At 69.7% G+C, this 22,269-nt stretch carries 21 protein-coding genes and 5 tRNA genes; 15 read left to right on the plus strand and 11 right to left on the minus strand.

Annotated elements, in window-relative coordinates:
- The 8 genes from HET64_RS10905 to HET64_RS10940 form a co-directional block, all read right to left on the minus strand.
- On the minus strand, window positions 1-394 hold a 394-nt coding region (locus HET64_RS10905; RefSeq protein WP_215104274.1), incomplete at its 3' end, for an ATP/GTP-binding protein.
- Window positions 375-1,031 (minus strand): DUF742 domain-containing protein, encoded by a 657-nt coding sequence (locus HET64_RS10910; protein WP_215104276.1) that lies wholly within the window; start codon window positions 1,029-1,031, stop codon window positions 375-377. The genes HET64_RS10910 and HET64_RS10905, both read right to left, overlap by 20 nt.
- 90 nt (window positions 1,032-1,121) lie before the next feature.
- A complete protein-coding gene (locus HET64_RS10915) occupies window positions 1,122-1,535 on the minus strand; it encodes a roadblock/LC7 domain-containing protein (protein WP_006127847.1) in 414 nt (137 codons plus the stop codon).
- A gap of 10 nt (window positions 1,536-1,545) precedes the next feature.
- The gene (locus tag HET64_RS10920; RefSeq protein WP_215104278.1) at window positions 1,546-4,782 is read right to left on the minus strand and encodes a nitrate- and nitrite sensing domain-containing protein; all 3,237 of its coding nucleotides are present in this window, start codon (window positions 4,780-4,782) and stop codon (window positions 1,546-1,548) included.
- Between the two features lie 361 nt (window positions 4,783-5,143).
- On the minus strand, window positions 5,144-5,725 hold the full coding sequence (locus tag HET64_RS10925; protein WP_073213974.1) for an ATP/GTP-binding protein: 582 nt from the start codon (window positions 5,723-5,725) through the stop codon (window positions 5,144-5,146).
- Window positions 5,706-6,113: a DUF742 domain-containing protein gene (locus HET64_RS10930; RefSeq protein WP_003966010.1), complete on the minus strand. Its 408-nt coding sequence runs from the start codon at window positions 6,111-6,113 to the stop codon at window positions 5,706-5,708. Before HET64_RS10930 ends, HET64_RS10925 begins: the two co-directional genes overlap by 20 nt.
- Window positions 6,114-6,248: 135 nt before the next feature.
- Window positions 6,249-6,662, minus strand: a complete 414-nt coding sequence (locus tag HET64_RS10935) for a roadblock/LC7 domain-containing protein (RefSeq protein WP_006127850.1) — start codon at window positions 6,660-6,662, stop codon at window positions 6,249-6,251.
- Window positions 6,663-6,671: 9 nt separating this feature from the next.
- Entirely contained in the window at window positions 6,672-10,505 is a 3,834-nt protein-coding gene (locus tag HET64_RS10940; RefSeq protein WP_215104281.1) for a nitrate- and nitrite sensing domain-containing protein, read from the minus strand.
- Between the two features lie 584 nt (window positions 10,506-11,089).
- On the opposite strand from HET64_RS10940, the gene HET64_RS10945 reads away from it, so the two are divergent.
- The 9 genes from HET64_RS10945 (at window position 11,090) to HET64_RS10985 (ending at window position 15,055) form a co-directional block, all read left to right on the plus strand.
- Window positions 11,090-11,272, plus strand: a complete 183-nt coding sequence (locus HET64_RS10945; protein ID WP_097867886.1) for a hypothetical protein — start codon at window positions 11,090-11,092, stop codon at window positions 11,270-11,272.
- 116 nt (window positions 11,273-11,388) lie between these two features.
- A complete protein-coding gene (locus HET64_RS10950) occupies window positions 11,389-12,174 on the plus strand; it encodes a fumarylacetoacetate hydrolase family protein (protein ID WP_215104283.1) in 786 nt (261 codons plus the stop codon).
- The gene (gltX, locus tag HET64_RS10955; protein ID WP_215104285.1) at window positions 12,167-13,642 is read left to right on the plus strand and encodes a glutamate--tRNA ligase; all 1,476 of its coding nucleotides are present in this window, start codon (window positions 12,167-12,169) and stop codon (window positions 13,640-13,642) included. Before HET64_RS10950 ends, gltX begins: the two co-directional genes overlap by 8 nt.
- 110 nt (window positions 13,643-13,752) lie before the next feature.
- Window positions 13,753-14,472 (plus strand): HAD family hydrolase, encoded by a 720-nt coding sequence (locus HET64_RS10960; RefSeq protein ID WP_215104287.1) that lies wholly within the window; start codon window positions 13,753-13,755, stop codon window positions 14,470-14,472.
- Between the two features lie 88 nt (window positions 14,473-14,560).
- A tRNA-Gln gene (locus HET64_RS10965) sits at window positions 14,561-14,632 on the plus strand.
- Window positions 14,633-14,670: 38 nt separating this feature from the next.
- Window positions 14,671-14,743, plus strand: a tRNA-Glu gene (locus HET64_RS10970).
- A 62-nt stretch (window positions 14,744-14,805) separates the two neighbouring features.
- Window positions 14,806-14,878, plus strand: a tRNA-Glu gene (locus HET64_RS10975).
- Between the two features lie 12 nt (window positions 14,879-14,890).
- Window positions 14,891-14,962, plus strand: a tRNA-Gln gene (locus HET64_RS10980).
- A gap of 20 nt (window positions 14,963-14,982) precedes the next feature.
- Window positions 14,983-15,055: transfer RNA gene (locus HET64_RS10985), tRNA-Glu, on the plus strand.
- A 196-nt stretch (window positions 15,056-15,251) separates the two neighbouring features.
- Here the strand turns inward: HET64_RS10985 and ndgR are convergent.
- Window positions 15,252-15,968 (minus strand): IclR family transcriptional regulator NdgR, encoded by a 717-nt coding sequence (gene ndgR, locus HET64_RS10990; RefSeq protein ID WP_003966003.1) that lies wholly within the window; start codon window positions 15,966-15,968, stop codon window positions 15,252-15,254.
- A 173-nt stretch (window positions 15,969-16,141) separates the two neighbouring features.
- On the opposite strand from ndgR, the gene leuC reads away from it, so the two are divergent.
- From leuC to HET64_RS11010, 4 genes are all read left to right on the plus strand, one after another.
- Window positions 16,142-17,569, plus strand: coding sequence for a 3-isopropylmalate dehydratase large subunit (gene leuC / locus HET64_RS10995; protein ID WP_215104289.1), 1,428 nt, complete (start codon window positions 16,142-16,144; stop codon window positions 17,567-17,569).
- A gap of 2 nt (window positions 17,570-17,571) precedes the next feature.
- Window positions 17,572-18,165 (plus strand): 3-isopropylmalate dehydratase small subunit, encoded by a 594-nt coding sequence (gene leuD, locus HET64_RS11000; protein WP_215104292.1) that lies wholly within the window; start codon window positions 17,572-17,574, stop codon window positions 18,163-18,165.
- 104 nt (window positions 18,166-18,269) lie between these two features.
- Window positions 18,270-18,497 carry a hypothetical protein gene (locus tag HET64_RS11005; RefSeq protein WP_026291031.1) on the plus strand — a complete coding sequence of 76 codons (228 nt, stop codon included), beginning with the start codon at window positions 18,270-18,272 and terminating at the stop codon, window positions 18,495-18,497.
- Between the two features lie 142 nt (window positions 18,498-18,639).
- A complete protein-coding gene (locus tag HET64_RS11010) occupies window positions 18,640-19,314 on the plus strand; it encodes an HU family DNA-binding protein (protein ID WP_215104294.1) in 675 nt (224 codons plus the stop codon).
- A 119-nt stretch (window positions 19,315-19,433) separates the two neighbouring features.
- Here HET64_RS11010 and HET64_RS38970 read toward each other — a convergent pair whose 3' ends face one another.
- Window positions 19,434-19,637 (minus strand): hypothetical protein, encoded by a 204-nt coding sequence (locus tag HET64_RS38970; RefSeq protein WP_251145132.1) that lies wholly within the window; start codon window positions 19,635-19,637, stop codon window positions 19,434-19,436.
- A 10-nt stretch (window positions 19,638-19,647) separates the two neighbouring features.
- Window positions 19,648-20,334 carry a 2-phospho-L-lactate guanylyltransferase gene (gene cofC, locus HET64_RS11015; RefSeq protein WP_251145136.1) on the minus strand — a complete coding sequence of 229 codons (687 nt, stop codon included), beginning with the start codon at window positions 20,332-20,334 and terminating at the stop codon, window positions 19,648-19,650.
- A 148-nt stretch (window positions 20,335-20,482) separates the two neighbouring features.
- Between cofC and HET64_RS11020 the strand changes: the two genes are divergently transcribed.
- Complete coding sequence (locus HET64_RS11020) at window positions 20,483-21,235, plus strand: 1-acyl-sn-glycerol-3-phosphate acyltransferase (RefSeq protein WP_215104296.1); 753 nt, start codon at window positions 20,483-20,485, stop codon at window positions 21,233-21,235.
- On the plus strand, window positions 21,232-22,242 hold the full coding sequence (locus tag HET64_RS11025) for an NAD(P)H-dependent glycerol-3-phosphate dehydrogenase (protein ID WP_215104298.1): 1,011 nt from the start codon (window positions 21,232-21,234) through the stop codon (window positions 22,240-22,242). Before HET64_RS11020 ends, HET64_RS11025 begins: the two co-directional genes overlap by 4 nt.
- The last annotated feature ends 27 nt before the right edge of the window (window positions 22,243-22,269 follow it).

Consider the following 22,269-nt stretch of genomic DNA (forward strand, 5'->3'; position numbering starts at 1 on the left):
CGCTGTTCTCGAAGTAGTCGACGGCGGGGAAGCAGTCGGCGAGGCGGCGGGTGTCGACGAGGACGACGGCGCCGATGGCGCCGCGGACCAGGTCGTCCCACATGAACCAGAAGCGGTCCTGACCGGGCGTACCGAAGAGGTACAGGATCAGGTCCTGGTCCAGGGTGATGCGTCCGAAGTCCATGGCCACCGTCGTGGTGGTCTTGTCCCCGGTGTGGGTCAGATCGTCGATGCCCGCCGAGGCGGACGTCATCACGGCTTCGGTGCGCAGCGGGTTGATCTCCGAAACGGCACCGACAAACGTGGTCTTACCCACGCCGAAGCCCCCTGCCACCACGATCTTCGCCGAGGTAGTGGAGCGGGCCGCTCCGCCGCTAGAGCTTGCGAAGTCCACTGAGCACCCTTTCGAGCAGTGTCACATCTGGCTGGCCGCCGGCGGCCTCGTCGCCGCCGGGCTGATGGATAGCGACGAGTCCGGCCTCGGCCAGGTCGGCGACGAGGATCCGGGCAACGCCGAGGGGGATCGAGAGCAGGGCCGAGATCTCGGCCACCGACTTGATCTCGATGCAGAGCCGGCAGATCCGCTGGTGCTCGGGCAACTGCCCTTGCAGCCGGGACAGATCGGCCGTGGTGCTGACCAGTGCCTCGATGGCGAGCTGGTAACGCGGTCGGGTCCGGCCGCCGGTCATGGCGTACGGACGGACCAGCGGGTTGTGCGCGGCGGGCTTGGCGGGCTCGGGAGCCCGCCGCTGCTGCACCGGCTGGATGCGCGGCTGTTGGGGCGCGTCGTACCGCTGGGGCTGCTGCGGTTGCTGCGGCCACCCCGCCCCCGGCTGCTGCGGGGGCCACTCGGACCCCTGCGCGCCGTGAGCACCCTGATGCTGCTGGTGGTGGAGCGGCTCCGGGTATGGCTGGTACTGGCCTTGGCCCTGCCCGCCAGGTGCGGCAGGGAAGCCGAAACGGTTGTCACCGTGCTCACCCGGAACCCTCTGGTCACCGTTGTATGGGTGCCCGCCTGTGGGTGCTGCCACGTTTCCTCCTCCGACTGCCGGTCACCGATCCCAGTGGGGCCGCGCCACCGCACTTTATGGCGCGGTGGCGAGAAACGCACTGTCTGTCTGCTAGTTAAGAAGACTTCCCTGAAGTTCGGCGCGGAGGTCCGGAGTCAGGACACTGCCCGCGCGGTCCACCAGAAGGGCCATTTCATACCCAACCAGACCGATATCGGCGTCCGGGTGGGCCAGGACAGCGAGTGAGGATCCGTCGGAAATGGACATGATGAAGAGGAATCCACGCTCCATCTCCACAACGGTCTGATTCACGGCGCCGCCCTCGAAGATCCGCGAGGCGCCCGCGGTCAGCGACGTCAGACCGGAGGCGACGGCCGCCAGCTGGTCGGCGCGGTCGCGCGGGAAACCCTCGGACATCGCCAGCAGGAGTCCGTCGGCGGAGACCACCACCGTGTGCGACACCCCGGGGGTGTTGTCCACGAAATTGGTGATCAACCAGTTGAGATTCTGCGCCGCCTGGCTCATCGGGCTCACACTAACGCTCCTGGTTGTAGGTGGTACTGGTGTCCGAACCCTCGCTGCGTCCCCGCTGGATCCCCCGCCGCAGGTTGCTCAACCTGCCACGGACGTCCTCGGGCGCGCGGGAGACCTGTGGGCCGCCCTGCTGGGTCTGCTCCGCCGTGCCCTCGACCAAGTTGGCCTTGGGTACGCGCCGGGGGAGGCCGGAGGGGGTGATTCCGCCCGCCTTCGGCTCACGGAGCTTCTCGGCCCGCTCCCAGCGCTCGTCGTTCGTCGAGCGCCAGTCGTCGGGGCCGTCCCCGTCCGTCTGCGGGTCCTGCCGCTGTTCCTGCTGCGGCTGGGGCTCCGGAGTCGGGTCGGGCTGGTCGTTGCCGCGGCCGCCGGGGCCGGGCTGCCAGTGCTGCTGAGCGCCGCGGCGCGGCAGACCGGCTTCGGTCAGCTCGTGGCCGACGTTCGGGGTGGGCCCCGGACGGTCGAAGCCTACGCGGTCCGAAGGCTCTGCGGGCGCGCTCGGAACAGATTCCGATTCGGTGGGAGTGATCGGCTCATAAGTGTTCTGGAAACCACTCTGAACAGGCCAATCATCCTGGTGGGACTGGTCCGGCGAAGCCGCGTACGGGTCGGCGTACTGAGCCTGCTGAGCCTGCTGATCGGCATATGCCGATTCCGGATAACCGTCTCCCGGGTGCTGCTGCGCCTGCTGATCCCGCTGCTGCGCGTAACCGTCCCCGGCACCGTACTGCTGCTGGTACGTCTCCTGGTACGGCTGCTGCGGCGGCTGCTGCCCGTACTGGTCCTGGCCGTAGCGATCATCGGCGTAACCCTGTCGCTGCTGCCCGCCGTACGGGTCGCCCGCGTACGGCTCCTGCGCGTAGCCCTGCTGTTCCCGGGAGTTGTCACCGAACGGGCCGCCCGGGCCCGTCTGGGCCTCAAGGGCCGCCCTGCGCTCCTCGCGCATCAGCGAGCGGTTGACCGGGTCCAGCTGACCCGGGTCCGCCGGGGCCTCGTAGCGCGAGTCGTCGAAGCCGAGCTCCGCCGCCGTGCGCATCGGGGCCTGCTGCGGCGCCGGCTCGAAGGCCTGCTGCTGCTCGGGGATGATCGAGGAGACGGTGAAGTCGTCCTGGCCGGAGCCCGGTTCGCCACCGCCACCGTGGGTGATGGCGTCCGGCAGCATGACCAGCGAGGTGGTCCCGGCCTGCTCGCCCGAGGGGCGCAGCTGGACCCGGATCCCGTGCCGGTCGGCCAGCCGGCCGACCACGAACAGGCCCATGCGCTGCGACACCGCGGCGTCCACGGTCGGCGGGTTGGCCAGCTTGTGGTTGATGTCGGCGAAGTCCTCGGCGGTGAGGCCGATGCCCTTGTCGTGGATCTCGACCATGACCCGGCCGTCGGGCAGCCGGGTCGCGGTGACCTTGACCTTCGTCTGCGGCGAGGAGAACGTGGTGGCGTTCTCCAGCAGCTCGGCGAGCAGGTGCACCAGGTCGGTGACGGCCTGGCCGTGGATCTCGCTCTCCGGCACGCCGGTCAGCTGGATGCGCTCGTAGGACTCCACCTCGGAGGAGGCGGCCCGCAGGACGTCCACCAGCGGAACCGGCTGGTTCCAGCGGCGGCCGGGCTCCTCGCCCGCGAGGACGAGGAGGTTCTCGCCGTTGCGGCGCATACGGGTGGCCAGGTGGTCCAGCTTGAAGAGGCTCTCCAGCTGGTCCGGGTCGGCCTCGTTGTTCTCCAGGTCGGTGATGAGGGTCAGCTGGCCCTCGATGAGCGACTGGTTGCGGCGCGAGAGGTTCGTGAAGATCGCGTTGACGTTGCCCCGCAGCATGGCCTGCTCGGCGGCGAGCCGGACGGCCTCGCGGTGCACCTGGTCGAAGGCGCGGGCGACCTCGCCGATCTCGTCCTGCGTGGTGATCGGGATCGGCTGCACCCGGGTGTCGACCCGGCCCGGGTCGGTGCGCGAGAGCTGGTCGACGAGGGAGGGCAGCCGCTGCTCGGCGATGCCGAAGGCGGCGGTACGCAGCTGACGCATGGAGCGGCTCATCTGGCGGGCCATGAGCCCGGCCAGGATGAAGGCGGCCAGCAGCGCGATGACGACGATGAGGCCGTTGACGATGGCGTCGGTCTTGGCGTCGGAGGAGATGCTCGCGGCCTCGTCCACCGCCTTGGTGACCAGCTCGTCCTCGACGGTGGCGTACCCCTCGAACTTCGCGGTCGCGGCCGCCATCCAGGTCGCGGGCGTGATGCCCTTGGCCGCCAGCTCCTCGGGGTCCTGCCCCTGGCCGATCTCCCGGGCCATGCCGTCGAAGACCGAGCCGTCGATGCTCGGCGGGGCCACGAAGGGCTCGCCCGCGGCCTCGGCCTGCTCCTTGGCCGCCTTGAGCTGCTTGGCGCCCTCGGCGGCCTTGCCGGCCATGACCTGCTTGAGCCGGTCGACGTCGTCCTGGGTGCCCCCGGAATTGAACTCGCCCAGCGCGATCTGCTCCAGGTAGTTGTACGAGCCGAAGGCCTTGACCTGGTCGTTGTACGTACCCGGCTTCTTGCTCGGGCGCACCAGGAGGTGCATGCCGATCGAGCGCTGAAGCGATTCTGCAGCCTTGGACAGCTCGATCGCGTAGACCGTACGGCCGTAGCTGGTGATGTTGCCGGTGCCGAGGCCGAGCTCGTTGGAGAACTCCATCAGCGAGTGCTGGACCTGGACGTAGCCCTCCTCGGTCTTCACCGGGTCCAGGGCCTGCGAGTAGGCGGCCTTGCGCAGCTCGGGAAGCTTGGGCTCCTCGCCCTTGAAGAGCTTCAGACGGCGCTCCAGGCCCGGCTTCGCGGGCATGTCCTTCACCGCGGCGTCGAACTTCCGCGCCGCCTCGTCGGTGGTGGCCCGGGTCTGCTCGACCACATCGGCGTCACGGTCGCCCGAGAGCAGCGGCTCGGCGGTGAGGTCCCGCTCGTTCAGGAGCGCCTGTCCGTAGTCGGACGCGGCGCGCACGACGACCGCGATCCTCTCGGCGTCCTGAGCCTCGCTCCACGTGTCGATGGAGCCCTTCACCTGGAAGCCGCCCATGACGAGGCCGACCAGCACCGGGATCAGGAGGATCGCGTTCAGCCGGGTGGCCACGCGCCAGTTGCGCGGGGACATCCGGCTGGTGCTGCCACCACCGGTGGGCTCCGTGCCGGGCGCATCCGCAGGGGACGACACAGCGCGCGACGGCGGGGTGAAGTTGCCCCGCTCGGGCTGCGCCGCGGAGCCCTCGTTGCTTCGCCTCACTCGACCAACAACCTCTCGGCGTCGGCACCTACGCTGTGCCGGATTATTCGTTCAGGGCGGTCCTACTGGGGAGTTCGTCGAATTGCAGCACGGGGACCGGTCCCGTTCCAAACAGTCGGAATCAGCGATTCCGAGTGGCCCAGACCTCAGATAAAACGGGCATAAAGAGCGAGCCCCGTCAAAAGGCGGGGCTCATGTGAGCGCAGTGGCACCGAATGGATGCGTCGGGTGGCGGCGTGGAGTCAATTCTCTCTCGAAACGTTATGAACACGGGGGCGGATCGTGTCAAACGACACAGGCCGCCCCCGCGTGACTACTGCAACTTCCGTATGCCGATATCGACTTACGCTGGGTGGAAGAACTACTTCAGGCGTGCCATCAGCGCGTGCTCGACCAGGGTGATCAGGCCGCTCTTGGCGTCGGCCCGGTGCCGGGCGTCCGTCGTGATGATGGGCGCGTCGGGCCCGATCTGGAGCGCCTCGCGTACTTCGTCGGGGGTGTAGGGCTGGTGTCCGTCGAAGCCGTTGAGGGCGATGACGAAGGGGAGCCCGCTGTTCTCGAAGTAGTCGACGGCGGGGAAGCAGTCGGCGAGGCGGCGGGTGTCGACGAGGACGACGGCGCCGATGGCGCCGCGGACCAGGTCGTCCCACATGAACCAGAAGCGGTCCTGACCGGGTGTACCGAAGAGGTACAGGATCAGGTCCTGGTCGAGCGTGATGCGTCCGAAGTCCATCGCGACGGTGGTCGTCGTCTTGTCCCCGGTGTGGGTCAGATCGTCGATGCCCGCTGACGCGGACGTCATGACGGCCTCGGTGCGCAGCGGGTTGATCTCCGACACGGCCCCGACGAACGTGGTCTTGCCCACGCCGAAGCCGCCCGCCACCACGATCTTCGCCGAGGTGGTGGCGCGGCCCGTACCGCCGTTAGAGCTTGCGAAGTCCACTGAGCACCCTTTCGAGCAGTGTCACATCCGGCGCGCCGCCGGCCTCTCCGTTGCCCGGCTGGTGGATGGCCACCATGCCGGCTTCCGCCAGGTCCGCCACCAGGATCCGGGCGACGCCGAGCGGCATCGACAGCAGTGCCGACACCTCCGCCACCGACTTGACCTCACGGCAGAGGTGGCAGATCCGCTGGTGCTCGGGGAGCAGGGTCCCCAGATGCGCGGGGTCTGCCGTCGTGCTGACCAGTGCCTCTATCGCGAGCTGGTAGCGCGGCCGGGTCCGGCCGCCGGTCATGGCATAAGGACGAACCAGCGGCTGGTCGCCTTCCCCGTCGTACGACGCGTGGTGCAGTGCGCCGTACGGATCGGGTGAGGCGGGTGGCGGGGTCATGAATCCTCCGGGCGTGACAGCAGGTTCTCGGCTTGCCGTCTGCAAGGGGCCGGTGAGGGGACTAAAGCGGCCTGACGGGTGAGGGTTGTGGGCATTACCTGGGGGGATCGTGTCGTGAATCCGCTGGATGGCCGCCTAGTGGAGCAGACTTCCTTGGAGTTCGGCGCGGAGGTCGGGCGTGAGGACGGTGCCCGCACGGTCGACCAGGAGGGCCATTTCGTACCCGACCAGACCGATGTCGGCGTCCGGGTGGGCCAGAACGGCCAGTGACGAACCGTCGGAGATGGACATGAGGAAGAGGAATCCCCTTTCCATCTCCACAACCGTCTGACTGACGGCGCCGCCCTCGAAGATCCGGGACGCACCCGCGGTCAGCGAGGTGAGACCGGACGCGACCGCCGCGAGCTGGTCGGCGCGGTCGCGCGGGAAACCTTCGGACATCGCCAGCAGCAGGCCATCCGCGGAGACCACCACCGTGTGGGACACCCCTGGGGTGTTGTCCACGAAGTTGGTGATCAGCCAGTTCAGATTCTGCGCGGCCTGACTCATGGGGCTCAACTAACGCTCCTGCTGGTGAGTGGGGCCGAGATGGATACTGCCGGTCTGCGGGCCGTTGTTGGCCTGCCGACCCTGCTGGATGCCCCGGCGGAGATTGGTCAGACGACCGCGCACGTCATCGGGCGCACGCGAAACCTGTGGTCCGGACTGGTGATTCTGCTGCTGCGCGGTCCCCGGAACCAAATTGGCGCGGGGAACACGGCGGGGCAGCCCGGAAGTGGTGACCCCGCCGGCGGCGGGCTTCTTGACCCGTTCGGCCTGGCGTACGAGCTCGTCGTTGGGCGAGGCCCGCCACGAGCTGGTGACCGAGGGGTCGGCCGCACCACGCCGGGGCATGGGCGGGACCGGCACATCGGAGGGGTCCGGAGCGGCCGGCGCCTGCGGTTCGGCGGGCGGCTGCTGGCCGCCCTGGCCCGGACCGTGGAACCAGTTCGTCTCCAGCGTGTCGTACAGCGGGGTACGGCCGTCCCCGGGACCGGCCGGCGGCAGGGCCTCCGGCTGCTGGGGCTGCTGCGGCAGCGCCGGACGGTACGGCGGAGCCTCGCCCGCCGGGGAGGCGGACGGCAGTGGCGCACCGAAGTCATTGCCCTCCGAGCCGCGCTGACGCGGCGCGGGCAGCTGCTGACCCTGGTCGTACTGCCCCTGGCCCAGCTGGTTCTGGCCCAGCTGGTTCTGGTCCGGCTGCTGCGGGACGCCGAAGTCGGGCCGCGCGAACTGTGCGGTGCTCGCCGGGTCCTGGCCCTGCGGAGCGCCCTGTGGGTACGACCGGTCCTGGGGAGCCGCCGGCGCCGAGAAGTCGGGCCGGGCGAACTCGGAGGTGGCGCCGGGGCCCTGGCGGTCGTCCGACGGACGCTGGTTCAGCGGGGCGTTGAACGACCGGTCCTGGCCGAGGTCCGCCGGACGGGCGAACTGCCCGGTCGCGTCGTGCTCCTCGTGACCGCGCGGGGTGTCCGCGCCCCAGCTGGTGGTCGCCGGCCGCTGCGGCTGCGGGTTGCCCCCCGGCAGCTCGGCACGCGGTCCACCGGGCGGCGGCAGTTGACGGCCGGGGCCGCCGGACTGCTGGAAGCCGCCCTGGGCGGGGCCGCTCTGCTCCTGACGCCCCTGGGGCTGCTGCGCTCCGGGGCCCTGCTGGTTCTGCTGGTTCGACTGGTTCTGCCAGCCGGACGGGTTCTGCTGGTTCGGCGGTGCGAACTGACCCTGGCGTCCGTTCTGCCCGGGGGAGGGCGGAGCGCCGTGCCCGAACAGGTTGGTCGCGTCACCGCGGCCCGGGGCCTCGCCCTGCGGGCCGCCCTGGCCGCCGCGGGCGCCGAGCCGGGCGCTGTTGCCGAAGGCGCCGGAGAGGCCGCCGCCCTGGCGCTGGGGCGCCGGACCCTGACCCGGGAAGTCCTGGCCGGGGAAGTCCTGGCCCGGTCCGCCGTTGTTCGGCTGGCCGCCGCCCTGGGGGCCCTGTGGACGGCCGGCACCGGTGTCCCGGGCCGGCAGTGCCGCCCGGGGGCCCGCGCCCGCGCCGACCTGGCCGCGCTGGGCACCCGGTCCACCGCCGAGGCTCTTGGCGCCCGGACCGGCCGGTCCGCCGCCCAGTCCCGCGCGCTGGCCGTTGCCTGCGCCGTTCCCGTTGCCCGCGAGCAGACCGCCCGGGGCGCCGGGCTGCTGTCCGGGGCCCTGCTTGGACGGGGGCTGCTTGCCGCCGTGCGCGACGTCGACGGGCAGCATGACCAGTGCGGTCGTCCCGCCGGAGTCCGAGGGGCGCAGCTGGATCCGGATGCCGTGTCGCAGCGACAGCCGGCCGACCACGAACAGACCCATGCGACGGGAGACGGAGACGTCCACGGTGGGCGGCTGCGCGAGCCGCTCGTTGATCGCGGCGAGGTCCTCGGGGGAGAGGCCGATGCCGGTGTCGTGGATCTCGACGAGCACCCGTCCGTCGGGCAGCGCGTGACCGGTGACCTTGACCTTCGTCTGCGGCGAGGAGAACGAGGTGGCGTTCTCCAGCAGCTCGGCGAGCAGGTGCACGAGGTCGTTGACGACCCGGCCGGCGACCTCGGTGGCGGGCACCGCGGACAGCTCGATGCGCTCGTACTGCTCCACCTCGGAGGCGGCGGCGCGGAGCACGTCGACCAGCGGGACGGGCCGGGTCCACCGGCGGCCCGGCTCCTCGCCCGCGAGGACGAGGAGGTTCTCGCCGTTACGGCGCATACGGGTCGCGAGGTGGTCGAGCTTGAAGAGCGAGGACAGCTGGTCCGGGTCGGCCTCGCGGGACTCCAGCTCGGAGATGAGCGAGAGCTGGCGCTGGATGAGGCCCTGCGAGCGGCGCGAGAGGTTGGTGAACATCGCGTTGACGTTGCCCCGGAGGAGGGCCTGCTCGGCGGCGAGGCGGACGGCCTCACGGTGCACGTCGTCGAAGGCCGCGGCCACCTGGCCGATCTCGTCCCGGGAGTGCACGCCGACCGACTCGACGGAGGTGTCGACGTCCTGCGGGTCGGTCTCGGAGAGCTGCTTGACGAGCTCGGGCAGCCGGTCCTGGGCGACCCGGGTGGCGGTGTCCTGCAGACGCCGCAGCGAACGGATCATGGAGCGGGCCACCACGAAGGCGCCGACGAGCGAGACGCCGAGCACGATGAGGATGACGGCGCCGTTGACGATCGCCTCGCGCTGGGAGGCCTGGCGCAGCTCGCGGGCCTTGGCCTCCATGTCGCTGAGGAGGGTGGCCTCGATCGTCTCCATGGCCTTGATCTTGATGGTGCTCTGGTCGTACCAGTCCAGGTACGACCGGACCTGCTTGCCCTCGATCCCGTTCGTGGTGTCCAGGATCCGCTTGGCGTACATGTTCCCGGCGTTGATCTCCGGGTTGCCGTTGTCCAGGGGCGCCATGAGCTCCTCGGCGCTCTCCCCGGTCGTCCCGTAGATCGTCTTGAACGAGGTGAGGGCCCGGGACTCCTTGGCGAGCGCGTTGGAGCCGAACTGCCGGTCGTTCGGGTTGAGGTGCGGCTCCTTGACCGAACCGCCCGGCAGGGCCGCGGCGATGACCGCGCGCTGGACCGAGGCGTACTCCTTGGCGGAGGAGAACGCCGCCAGGGCCCGGGTCCGCTTGATCATGTCCGGGTTGCTGGTCGCCTGCGCCATGTCCTGCGAGAGGCTCAGCAGCGAGGTGATCAGCTGGTTGTACTGGTCGATGGTGTTGAGGCTCGGCGCGCCCTCTTCGTACGCCGTCTTGCGGATCGTACGGATGGTGCCGAGCTGGGAGGCGATCTGCGAGATGCTCGCGTGGATGCTGTCCAGCGCCTCGTCGCCCTCGGAGTCACCGATCGAGTCGGTCTCGTCGAGGAAGGCGTCCTTGGCCCGGTCGGTCTTGTCCCGGGGCCCGGTGACCTTGTAGTCGGTGGGCTTGGACTTGTTGGACAGCGGACCGGCCGACTGGTCGCGCTCCACCTGGAGCGCCTGGGCGAGCGAGGTCGCCTGCTTGGTCATCTTCGTCAGCAGCTGCATGTGCTCCAGCTGCTGCATGTCGGTCATGGACTCGTTGATCCTCAGACCGCCCAGGCTGGTCGCGGCGACCACGGGGAGGGCGAGGAGTGAGACCAGTCGCGTGCTGATGCGCCAGTTACGGAGCGCTATGCGCGAACCCGTGTCGACCGGGCCGCGCGGCTGTGCGGGCGTGTTCGGCTCCGCGCCGCTGCTCGTCGTGGAGCCCGAGCGCTGCGCGCGGTCGTTGGTGTCGCCGGCAGCGGCCGGCCCGGGGTTCTGGGCGTGCTGGGGCGAGGAACCGCGGTCGGTCCCGCCGCGCGGCTCCTGTTCCGCCGGAGCGCTGCCATCCCTCTTGAAACGTCCCTGCACTAGCGTCGCAACCTCTGGACCAGGCGTCCCGCCCGCGTGTGCGGACAAGAACGGTGTCGGCGTCGTGGGGCACTGGACGCGCCCCATGGGTGGTCGTGTGAGTGACCGGCGTACTTCCCCCTCCCGCCGCCACTCGGCGCTGCGTTGCGCCCCTGCGCGCCGGCCTGAAACCCGCGGCGGTGCGTGGAATTCCAGCACAGTGCAGGATCTCCAACAAGGGCCATGTACCGGGCTGTGACCTGCGTGACACGTTGTGATGGGCGGGTGACAAGCAGTGGAGAGTGATCGTGGGTAAAGCGGACTATTGCGGAGGACTCACCTAGGGGCGGGGGGTGTCCCAGACGCGATGATCAGGAGCGGAATAGTGGATTCAGTGATGCATTGTCCGTTTTCTGGACCATGGTCAACTGTCCGCAATGGGTCAATTGTCGATTAGTTCGTGAGCAAACTCACATGATGATCGTCGCCTCATCCCGGCTTCGGCGGGGAATCGGATGTTTAGCCTGACGCTTTACAGGGATGGCGAATCCGACAAGCCGGCGCCGCGACGAGCGACGCCCTCACCGACAGGGTCCTGACGGCAGATGAAGACGACGACGATGTTCCGCAACATTGCCAACCCCCGGCGCACCACGCTGGCGCACCTCAAGGACGCCGAAGCGCTGCGGACGCCCCCCCAGCCGGAGCACGCCGCCGACCTGCCGACCGTGACGGCCAACCCGCGCCGCACCATCCTGATGGAAGCCCCGGTCACGGCCGCCCGGTAGGACCCGGCCGGCCACCGCCTTCCGTGCGCCCTCATACGCGAGGCTGTCCCCTCTCACCGCGTTAGCCTGGAGCGTCAGTCTTCAGTCAGCCAGCAAGTGAGGGGCGACAGCATCCCGTGCGCATCGCCAGGTTCTCCATCGACGGCAATGTCGCCTTCGGCGCCGTCGAGGGGCAGGGCACCGTGGAATCCGGTGACCTCGTCCTCGACATCATCAAGGGCATTCCGTACGCCGACTTCGAGCTCTCGGGCACCAAGGTCCCGCTGAACAAGGTCCGGCTGCTGCCCCCCGTGCTCCCCAACAAGGTCGTGGCCATCGGCCGCAACTACGCGGAGCACGCCGCCGAACTGGGCCACGAGGTCCCCGACGCGCCGATCACCTTCTTCAAGCCCACCACCTCGGTGATCGGCTCCGGCGACGCGATCGAGTACCCCTCCTTCTCCAACGAGCTGCACCACGAGGCCGAGCTGGCCGTGGTCATCGGCCGCATGTGCCGCGAGGTCCCCCGCGAGCGGGTCAAGGACGTCATCCTCGGCTACACCTGCGCCAACGACGTCACCGCCCGCGATGTGCAGCAGCGCGAGAAGCAGTGGGCCCGCGCCAAGGGCTTCGACACCTCCTGCCCGCTGGGCCCCTGGGTGGAGACCGAGGTGGACCCCCACGACCTCACCATCCAGGCGACGGTCAACGGCGAGCAGCGACAGCTCGGCCGCACCAGCGACATGGTCCGCTCCATCGAGGACCTGATCGTCCACATCACAGAGGCCATGACGCTGCTCCCGGGCGATGTGATCCTCACGGGCACCCCCGCGGGGGTCGGCCCCCTGCACGTCGGCGACGAGGTCGCCGTCACCATCGAAGGCATCGGCACTCTCACCAACAAGGTGATCAAGCGTGGCTAACGCACATGTACGCGTCCGTTTCTGTCCCTCCCCCACCGGCAACCCGCACGTGGGCCTGGTCCGGACGGCGCTCTTCAACTGGGCCTTCGCCCGGCACCACCAGGGCACCCTGGTCTTCCGGATCGAGGACACCGACGCGGCGCGCGACTCCGAGGAGTCCTACCAGCAGCTGCTCGACTCGATGCGCTGGCTGGGCCTGGACTGGGACGAGGGCCCCGAGATCGGCGGCCCGCACGCCCCCTACCGCCAGTCGCAGCGGATGGACCTGTACAAGGACGTCGCCGAGAAGCTGCTCGCCGCGGGGCACGCCTACCCCTGCTACTGCACCACCGAGGAGCTGGACGCCCGCCGCGACGCCGCCCGCGCCGCCGGGAAGCCGTCGGGCTACGACGGCCACTGCCGTGACCTCACCGCCGAGCAGACCGCCGCGTACGAGGCCGAGGGCCGCAGCTCGATCGTCCGCTTCCGGATGCCCGACGAGGCCATCACCTTCACCGACCTGGTCCGCGGCGACATCACCGTCCAGCCGGAGAACGTCCCGGACTACGGCATCGTCCGCGCCAACGGGGCCCCGCTCTACACGCTGGTCAACCCGGTCGACGACGCGCTGATGGAGATCACCCACGTCCTGCGCGGCGAGGACCTGCTCTCCTCCACCCCGCGCCAGATCGCCCTGTACCGGGCGCTCATCGAGCTGGGCATCGCCAAGGACACCCCCGCCTTCGGTCACCTGCCGTACGTCATGGGCGAGGGCAACAAGAAGCTCTCCAAGCGCGACCCGCAGGCCTCGCTCAACCTCTACCGCGAGCGCGGGTTCCTCCCCGAGGGCCTGCTGAACTACCTCTCGCTGCTGGGCTGGTCGATCGCCGAGGACCGCGACATCTTCTCGATGGACGAGCTGGTCGCCGCGTTCGACATCAAGGACGTCAACGCCAACCCGGCCCGCTTCGACCTCAAGAAGTGCGAGCACATCAACGCCGAGCACATCCGCATGCTGGAGGTGAAGGCCTTCACCGAGGCCTGCGGCCCCTGGCTGCGGGCCCCCTTCGCCCCCTGGGCCCCGGAGGCGTTCGACGCGGAGAAGTGGACGCGGATCGCCCCGTACGCCCAGACCCGGGTCACGGTGCTCTCCGACATCACCGACAACGTCGACTTCCTCTTCCTCGACGAGCCGGTGGAGGACGAGGCGTCCTGGACCAAGGCGATGAAGGGCGACCCGGTGGCCCTGCTCACCACGGCCCGCGCCCATCTGGAGGCGGCGGACTGGAGCGACCCGGAGTCCCTGAAGAACGCCGTCCTGACCGCCGGCGAGGCCCACGGCCTCAAGCTCGGCAAGGCGCAGGCCCCGGTCCGCGTCGCCGTCACCGGCCGCACCGTCGGCCTGCCGCTCTTCGAGTCCCTGGAGATCCTGGGCCGCGACAAGAGCCTGGCCCGCGTGGACGCCGCGCTGGCGAAGCTGACCGCGTAAGCAGGCAAGGGACGCCCCGAGGGGGCCGCGGCCGACCGGCTGCGGCCCTCTCGGCTTTCCAAGCCGCTTTTCCCCTCCGCGGCCTGCCGTCGACGGCTACCGTGAGGTCCATGCCGATCCGCGCCGTGCTCTGGGACATCGACGACACGATCTTCGACTACGCGAATGCCGACCGCATCGGTATGCGGCAGCACCTGGAGCGTGAGGGGCTGCCCGAGGCGTACGCGTCGGTGGACGTGGCCCTCGACGCCTGGAAGGCGCTGAGTGTTCGGCACTGGGCCCGGATGACCGCCGGTGAGACCGACTTCCGAGGACAGCGGCGGGACCGGGTGCGGGAGTTCCTCTCCCGCGATCTGGAGGATGCCGAGGCCGAGGCGTGGTTCGGCCGTCACGCCGCCCACTACGAGGCCGCCTGGACGCTCTTCCCGGACGTCCTGCCGGTGCTCGACCTGCTGGCACGCGACTACCGCCACGGAATCCTGTCCAACGCCAACACCGACCACCAGCAGCACAAGCTGACCGCGCTCGGCATCCGGGACCGCTTCGAAGCGATGGTCTGCGCGGTCGAGCTGGGGATCTCCAAGCCGGAGGCCGGAGCCTTCCACGCGGCCTGCGAGACGCTCGCACTGGAGCCGCACGAGGTGGCGTACGTCGGCAACGAGCCCGACATCGACGCCGGCGGCGCCGTCGCCGCCGGGCTGACCGGCATCTGGCTCGACCGGCGGGGCAGGGGCGGGAGGCCGGATCTCGTGACGATCACCGGGCTCGACCAGCTCCCCGGTCTGCTGGCGGGCCATACCCGTTTTGGAGCGCCGGACACCTTCGGGTAATGTTCTTTCTGCGCCGCCCGAGCGGGCCGAAAGATCCGGCCGGGAAGCGCAGACAGAGACGAAATCCCCACCAGGGGTTGCGTTTCAGTGGGCTATGGTGTAATTGGCAACACTACGGTTTCTGGTACCGTCATTCTAGGTTCGAGTCCTGGTAGCCCAGCGCAAGACCCAGCAGTACGAGCAAGATCAGCAGGACAAGCCCCCGTTGTGTAGCGGCCTAGCACGCTGCCCTCTCACGGCAGTAGCGCCGGTTCGAATCCGGTCGGGGGTACAGATCCTTCCCGCGAGAACATCATGGGTCGCACCCATCGCTCTCGATGCAGGATCGCTAGGGCCCCCGTTGTGTAGCGGCCTAGCACGCTGCCCTCTCACGGCAGTAGCGCCGGTTCGAATCCGGTCGGGGGTACTTGTCACACCATGGGCTATGGTGTAATTGGCAACACTACGGTTTCTGGTACCGTCATTCTAGGTTCGAGTCCTGGTAGCCCAGCGCAAGTCAGCAGTAAACGCGCCCCCGTTGTGTAGCGGCCTAGCACGCTGCCCTCTCACGGCAGTAGCGCCGGTTCGAATCCGGTCGGGGGTACAACAGAGCAGTACGGGAAGGCCCTTCACCTCGGTGGGGGGCCTTCCCGCTTGTCCGGAGCCGGGCGCGTCCGGGCCAAGTCCCGCGTTCGGCACCGTGGTTGCGCCCTGCGGGGGAGCCCGGAAAAGGAAAAAGGGCCGCCACGACACTGGGGCGGCCTTCGGGATGTTCGGTCACGAGGAAGTGGTGTGCGGCGTCAGCCCGTGCGGCGAAGAGCCTCGCTCAGCCGTGCCGCCGAGTCGATGACCGCCTGGGCGTGCATCCGGCCCGGGTGGCGGGTCAGCCGCTCGATCGGCCCGGAGACCGAGACCGCGGCGACCACCCGGTTCGACGGGCCGCGCACCGGGGCCGAGACCGAGGCGACGCCCGGCTCCCGCTCGCCGATCGACTGGGCCCAGCCCCGCCGCCGTACGCCGGAGAGCGCCGTCGCCGTGAACCTGGCGCCCTGGAGCCCCCGGTGCAGGCGCTCCGGCTCCTCCCAGGCCATCAGGATCTGGGCGGAGGAACCCGCCTTCATCGTGAGGGTCGAGCCGACCGGCACCGTGTCCCGGAGCCCGGACAGCCGTTCCGCCGCCGCCACGCAGATGCGCATGTCGCCCTGCCGGCGGTAGAGCTGCGCGCTCTCGCCGGTGATGTCGCGCAGGTGGGTGAGCACCGGTCCGGCCGTGGCCAGCAGGCGGTCCTCGCCCGCCGCGGCTGCCAGTTCCGACAGCCGGGGGCCGAGAATGAACCGGCCCTGCATATCCCTCGCCACCATCCGGTGGTGTTCCAGTGCCACGGCCAGTCGATGGGCCGTGGGCCGTGCGAGCCCGGTCGCCGCGACCAGCCCGGCGAGGGTGGCCGGACCGGACTCCAGGGCGCTCAATACCAGAGCTGCCTTGTCGAGAACGCCGACGCCGCTAGAGTTGTCCATACGACGATACTCCCGTCTCACTCTGTGAAACGCAAGTTCAATTTCCGGCGGAAGTTGCGAACCTGTAGGGGCGGCCGCACAACGGCTCGTAGCCACCGCCCCGCACGGGGGTCCGGACGGAGGCACACCGATCTCTAGTTGGGCCGGCGAAGACGCCGGCCGGAGGGAAAGCGATGGGTAGGACACTCGCGGAAAAGGTCTGGGACGACCATGTCGTCCGGCGCGCGGAGGGCGAGCCCGACCTTCTCTTCATCGATCTGCACCTGCTGCACGAGGTGACCAGCCCGCAGGCCTTCGACGGGCTGCGCCAGGCCGGACGTCCGGTACGACGCCTCGACCTCACCATCGCCACCGAGGACCACAACACCCCGACCCTCGACATCGACAAGCCGATCGCCGACCCGGTCTCCCGCGCCCAGCTGGAGACCCTGCGCAAGAACTGCGCGGACTTCGGCGTCCGGCTGCACCCGCTGGGCGACGTCGAGCAGGGCGTGGTGCACGTGGTCGGCCCGCAGCTGGGGCTGACCCAGCCCGGCACCACCGTGGTCTGCGGCGACTCCCACACCTCCACGCACGGCGCGTTCGGCGCGCTGGCGTTCGGCATCGGCACCAGCCAGGTGGAGCACGTCCTCGCCACCCAGACGCTGCCGTTGGCCCGCCCGAAGACCATGGCCATCACGGTCGAGGGCGAACTGCCCGACGAGGTCACCGCGAAGGACCTGATCCTGGCGATCATCGCCCGGATCGGCACCGGCGGCGGCCAGGGCTACATCCTCGAATACCGCGGCTCCGCCATCGAGAAGCTCTCGATGGAGGCCCGGATGACCATCTGCAACATGTCGATCGAGGCCGGCGCCCGCGCGGGCATGATCGCCCCGGACGCCACCACCTTCGACTACCTCAAGGGCCGCGACCACGCCCCCGAGGGCGAGGACTGGGACGCCGCCGTCGCGTACTGGAAGACCCTGCGCTCCGACGACGACGCGGTGTTCGACGCCGAGGTCGTCATCGACGCCACCGTACTGGCCCCGTTCGTCACCTGGGGCACCAACCCCGGCCAGGGCGCGCCCCTGTCGGCCAACGTCCCCGACCCGGCTTCGTACGAGGACGCCTCGGAGCGCTTCGCCGCCGAAAAGGCCCTGGAGTACATGGGGTTGACCGCCGGGCAGCCGCTGCGTGACATCAACGTCGACACCGTCTTCGTAGGTTCGTGCACCAACGGCCGCATCGAGGACCTGCGTAACGCGGCGTCGATCCTGGACGGCCGCAAAGTCGCGACAGGGGTACGGATGCTGGTCGTCCCCGGCTCGGTCCGGGTCGCGCTCCAGGCCGTCTCCGAGGGCTTGGACAAGGTCTTCACCGAGGCCGGCGCCGAATGGCGGCACGCGGGTTGCTCGATGTGCCTCGGCATGAACCCCGACCAGCTGGCCCCCGGCGAGCGCTCCGCCTCCACCTCGAACCGTAACTTCGAGGGCCGGCAGGGCAAGGGCGGCCGCACCCATCTGGTCTCGCCCCAGGTCGCCGCCGCCACCGCGGTGCTGGGCCATCTGGCCTCGCCCGCCGACCTGTCCGACGCCCGTACCCCCGCCGGAGTCCGATAGCCATGGAAGCATTCACCACGCACACCGGCCGGGCCGTTCCGCTGCGCCGCAGCAACGTCGACACCGACCAGATCATCCCCGCGCACTGGCTGAAGAAGGTCACCCGCGACGGGTTCGAGGACGGGCTCTTCGAAGCCTGGCGCAAGGACGAGAACTTCGTCCTCAACCGCCCCGAGCGCCAGGGCGCCTCGGTCCTGGTCGCCGGTCCCGACTTCGGTACGGGCTCCTCCCGCGAACACGCGGTCTGGGCCCTGCAGAACTACGGCTTCAAGGCCGTCGTCTCCTCCCGCTTCGCCGACATCTTCCGGGGCAACTCGCTGAAGAACGGGCTGCTCACCGTGGTCCTGGAGCAGCAGGTCGTCGACGCGCTCTGGGAGCTGACGGAGGCCGACCCGACCGCCGAGGTGACCGTCGACCTGGAGGCGCGCCAGGTCCGCGCCGAGGGCATCACCGCCGACTTCGAGCTCGACGAGAACGCCCGCTGGCGACTGCTCAACGGCCTCGACGACATCAGCCTCACCCTTCAGAACGAAGCGGACATCGCCGCGTACGAGGCGGTCAGGCCCGCCTTCAAGCCGCGTACCATTGCCGCCTGAGCAGCGCTTTTCCAGGACTGCGCCCCCTGCCTCCCGGCAGGGGGCGCAGTCGCTTGTTGAGACCCCGTCGGGCGACAACTCGCCCCAGATGGCACAATCGGTGCATGGAACGCGACAGCCAACTCAAGCTCTATGGCCAAGTCGCCGACCGATTGAAGGAAGCGCACGCGAAGGTGCGTGCACTGCAAGTCCCGGAGAGCGTACGGATGGCGCTGACCCGGAAGCTGCTGGTCGTCACGGCCGCGGCGAAGCACGATCTCCCGGACGCGGCAAGGCGTCTGGACCGGATGATGAAGGACCTCGATGAGGGCCGATTCCCCGAAGGTGACTGACACGTGGAACTGCGCATCGGTCGACTTCGTTGCGGCACTAGGGTGATTAGCCCGTTTCGTGTTTGATTTGCGGTATATATCTGCCTAACGTGCGAAAAAGCTTGAACACTTTCGTTCTGGCAATGTCTCCGAAGGGGAAGACGTGAACAAGGCGCAGCTCGTAGAAGCGATTGCCGACAAGGTCGGCGGCCGTCAGCAGGCCGCAGACGCTGTCGACGCGGTACTCGACGCGATCGTCCGTGCCGTTGTCGCCGGGGACCGTGTCTCGGTCACCGGCTTCGGCTCGTTCGAGAAGGTCGACCGCCCCGCCCGGTACGCCCGCAACCCGCAGACGGGTGAGCGCGTCCGGGTCAAGAAGACCTCGGTGCCCCGCTTCCGCGCGGGCCAGGGTTTCAAGGACCTGGTGAGCGGCTCGAAGAAGCTCCCCAAGAACGACGTGGCCGTCAAGAAGGCCCCCAAGGGCAGCCTCTCGGGCGGCTCCTCCGCCGCCCGTACGACGGTGAAGGCCGCCGCAGCCAAGAAGTCGGCCGCCAAGAAGGCCACCGCGAAGAAGACCACCGCCAAGAAGGCGACTCCGGCGAAGAAGACCACCGCCGCAGCCAAGAAGGTCACCGCGAAGAAGACCACCGCGACGGCGAAGAAGGCGTCCGCGGCCGCGAAGAAGGCGACCCCGGCCAAGAAGACCGCGACGGCCGTCAAGAAGACCGTCGCCAGCAAGACCGCGCCCGCCAAGAAGACCACGGCGAAGAAGGCGCCCGCGAAGAAGACCACGGCGCGCAAGACCACGGCCAAGAAGGTCACCGCACGCAAGAAGTGAGACCGGGCACCCGCTCGATCGTCACAACGCGCCGGGCCGGGCTCCCCTCCGGGGGAGCCCGGCCCGCGGGCTTTCCGGGCCCCGTTCGGCCCAGCGGTCCCGATCCGGTCGGGGCGGAGTCAGAACGTCTGCAGCGTCACCAGGGTGATCCGCAGGTCCGCTCCCTCACCCTCGCCCTCGATCCGCACCCGCTGCCCCGGACGCAGCAGCAGCAGACCGCCCGCGTCGAAGGCCGGGGCGTCGAAGTCCACCGGGGTGCCGTCGTCCAGCAGCACGCTGCCGCCGCGGGTCTCGGGGTCGTACGTGTACGAGGTCGCCTGCATGGGCGGCAGCCTATCGGTCACGGGACGGCGCGGTCGCGGCCGCGACCCGCGCCGTGTGCGACCCCACCCCCAGGGTCAGGGCGACCCGCAGATCCTCGCCCGTATCCACGTCCCGGCGCACCGAGTCGACGCCGGACAGCGCTATTTCCACCGCCCCCGACGCCAGGTGCCGGGCCCCGGACGGACCACCGAATGCCGGACGGAATTCCGCACCGCCCGCGGCGGCCAGAAATGTCGTTCCGATTCCTGCCGCGTCCCGGAGAAAAGTGCTGGGAAAAGCGGAAGCAAAATCGAGCACCCGCGCCAATTCGTCGGTGCGCAGTGCCGGCAGATCCGCGTTGAGCGCGGCCACCGCGGCGGCGGGCCGCAGGGCCCGCACGGAGCGTGCGCCGTGCGCGAGTGCGGCGTTGAGCCCGGCCGCCGGAGCGTCCGGCACGATCCGCGCGCCGAGCGCGGAAAGAGCCGCCGCGGCCACGGCATCGTCCGTGACGACCACCACATCCCGCACCAGGGAACAGGCCAGCGCCGCGGCCACCGTGTCCTGGGCGAACGCCAGGGCCAGCCGGGGCCGCGCATCCTCGCCCGCCGCTTGCCCCAGGCGGCTCTTGGCCCGTGCGAGCGGCTTCAGTGGAACGACCAGGGACCAGGGCCCAGCCGGATCGGTGTTCGTGGCGATCTCCCCCTCCGTACGCGTCAGCACTTATTCTCGCCTGCCGGTACGACAACCTGGAGGTCCGCTACCGAACGTGAGGCGTACGGTGTTCTCGACAGAGCAGGGGCCTGGGGCGAGACTTGACCGTCAGTAGCCAGGCTGCAGGTCGAAATTCCTTAAGGAAGGTGTCCGAGTGTCCCGCCGCAGAATCGGCTTTTGGTACCGCCTGGCGGCGGTCATCGCCAAGCCGCCATTGGTGGTTCTGTTCAAGCGCGACTGGCGGGGGATGGAACACATTCCGGCCGACGGCGGATTCATCACCGCCGTCAATCACAACTCCTATCTGGACCCGCTCTCCTACGGCCACTTCCAGTACAACACCGGGCGGGTGCCGCGGCTCCTGGCGAAGGCAGGACTCTTCCGCACCCCGTTCGTCGGGATGATGCTGCGCGGCACCGGCCAGATCCCCGTCTACCGCGAGACCACCAACGCCCTGGACGCCTTCCGGGCCGCCGTGGACGCCATCGAGCGCGGCGAGTGCGTCGCCTTCTACCCCGAGGGCACCCTCACCCGGGACCCCGACATGTGGCCGATGGCAGGCAAGACCGGGGCCGCCCGGGTCGCCCTGATGACGAAGGCGCCCGTCATCCCCGTCGCCCAGTGGGGCGCCAACCTCGCGATGCCGCCGTACGCCAAGGAGAACAAGTTCCGGCTGTTCCCCCGCAAGACGCTCCAGGTGCAGGCCGGACCGCCCATCGACCTCAGCCGCTTCCACGGCCTGGAGCCGACCCCCGAGGTGCTCCGCGAGGCGACCGAGGTCATCATGGCGGCGGTCACCCGCGAGCTGGAGGACCTGCGCGGCGAGAAAGCGCCCGCCGAGCTCTACGATCACCGCAAAGCCCGTGCTGAGCAACGGCGCAGGGCTCAGGGAAAGGGACCCACGTGACGCACCCCGTAAAAGCAGCCGTCTTCGGAACCGGCTCATGGGGTACGGCCTTCGCCGTGATCCTCGCCGACGCGGGCTGCGAGGTCACCCTCTGGGGCCGCCGCGCCGAGGTCGCCGAGACCATCAACACCACCCGTACCAACCCGGACTACCTCCCGGGCATCGCGCTCCCCGACTCCATCCACGCCACCACGGACGCCGCCGAGGCCCTGCGCGGGGCGGAGTTCGCGTTCCTCGTCGTGCCCTCCCAGACGCTGCGGGCCAACCTCGCCGACTGGGCCCCGCACCTGGAGCCGGACACCGTCCTGGTCTCCCTGATGAAGGGCGTCGAGCTGGGCACCGCGGAGCTGATGAGCGAGGTGATCGCGGACGTCACGAAGGTCTCCGCCGACCGCATCGCCGTCGTGTCGGGACCCAACCTGGCCAAGGAGATCGCCGAGCGGCGCCCCGCGGCGGCCGTCGTCGCCTGCGCCGACGAGTCCGTGGCCCAGCGCCTCCAGGCCGCCTGCCACACCTCGTACTTCCGGCCGTACACCAACACCGACGTGGTCGGCTGCGAGCTCGGCGGCGCCGTGAAGAACGTCATCGGCCTCGCCGTCGGCATCGCGGACGGCATGGGCCTCGGCGACAACACCAAGGGCTCCCTCATCACCCGGGGCCTCGCCGAGACCACCCGACTGGGTCTGGCCATGGGCGCGGACCCGTTGACGTTCTCCGGACTCGCGGGCCTGGGCGATCTGGTGGCCACCTGCTCCTCGCCGCTCTCGCGCAACCACACCTTCGGCACCAACCTCGGCCGCGGCATGACGCTCCAGGAGACGATCGCCGTCACCAAGCAGACCGCCGAGGGCGTCAAGTCCTGCGAATCCGTCCTCGATCTGGCCCGCAGGCACGGGGTCGACATGCCCATCACCGAGACCGTCGTCTCGATCGTCCACGAGGGCAAGTCCCCGGTCGTCGCCGTCAAGGAGCTGATGTCGCGGAGCGCCAAGGCCGAGCGACGCTGACGTCTCCCTTACCAGCAGGTACGCTCA

Source organism: Streptomyces sp. McG3 (assembly GCF_018619185.1).
Lineage (GTDB): Bacteria > Actinomycetota > Actinomycetes > Streptomycetales > Streptomycetaceae > Streptomyces.

Bases quoted from the DNA above. Each gene is read 5' to 3' on its own strand.
- ndgR (WP_003966003.1), bottom strand. From the start codon at position 15,968: ATGGACAACTCTAGCGGCGTCGGCGTTCTCGACAAGGCAGCTCTGGTA.
- HET64_RS10915 (WP_006127847.1), bottom strand. From the start codon at position 1,535: ATGAGCCAGGCGGCGCAGAATCTCAACTGGTTGATCACCAATTTCGTG.
- HET64_RS11005 (WP_026291031.1), top strand. From the start codon at position 18,270: ATGGAACGCGACAGCCAACTCAAGCTCTATGGCCAAGTCGCCGACCGA.
- HET64_RS38970 (WP_251145132.1), bottom strand. From the start codon at position 19,637: ATGCAGGCGACCTCGTACACGTACGACCCCGAGACCCGCGGCGGCAGC.
- leuD (WP_215104292.1), top strand. From the start codon at position 17,572: ATGGAAGCATTCACCACGCACACCGGCCGGGCCGTTCCGCTGCGCCGC.
- HET64_RS10945 (WP_097867886.1), top strand. From the start codon at position 11,090: ATGAAGACGACGACGATGTTCCGCAACATTGCCAACCCCCGGCGCACC.
- HET64_RS10935 (WP_006127850.1), bottom strand. From the start codon at position 6,662: ATGAGTCAGGCCGCGCAGAATCTGAACTGGCTGATCACCAACTTCGTG.
- leuC (WP_215104289.1), top strand. From the start codon at position 16,142: ATGGGTAGGACACTCGCGGAAAAGGTCTGGGACGACCATGTCGTCCGG.
- HET64_RS10930 (WP_003966010.1), bottom strand. From the start codon at position 6,113: ATGACCCCGCCACCCGCCTCACCCGATCCGTACGGCGCACTGCACCAC.
- HET64_RS10960 (WP_215104287.1), top strand. From the start codon at position 13,753: ATGCCGATCCGCGCCGTGCTCTGGGACATCGACGACACGATCTTCGAC.